The sequence below is a fragment of the Seonamhaeicola marinus genome, assembly GCF_008085455.1.
Genome location: NZ_VSDQ01000182.1, coordinates 1 through 241 on the forward strand (window position 1 = coordinate 1; position 241 = coordinate 241).

The window sequence follows — 241 nt, forward strand, 5'->3', positions numbered from 1 at the left end:
ATTAAGTTAGGAAACCGTTTAGGTGATAACGCTGATATGGCCATGATTGAGCTTGTAGATTACAACGAAATTTATAATGCTGATAAGCCTAAAAAGAAATCTACCAGAAGAAGTAGAAGAGGTAGTGCTAAACCAGCTGCAGCTCCTGTAGAAAATACAGTAACTAACGAAGAGGAAGAATAAATGTTAATAAGCATTTAATATATAAAGGATAAACTATTTTTAGTTTATCCTTTTTTTT

General features: G+C 31.5%; 1 pseudogene. It reads left to right on the top strand.

Annotated elements, in window-relative coordinates:
- A pseudogene (locus tag FUA24_RS02895) lies at positions 1-183 on the top strand (bL17 family ribosomal protein); the annotation flags it as partial.
- Between the last annotated feature and the right edge of the window lie 58 nt (positions 184-241).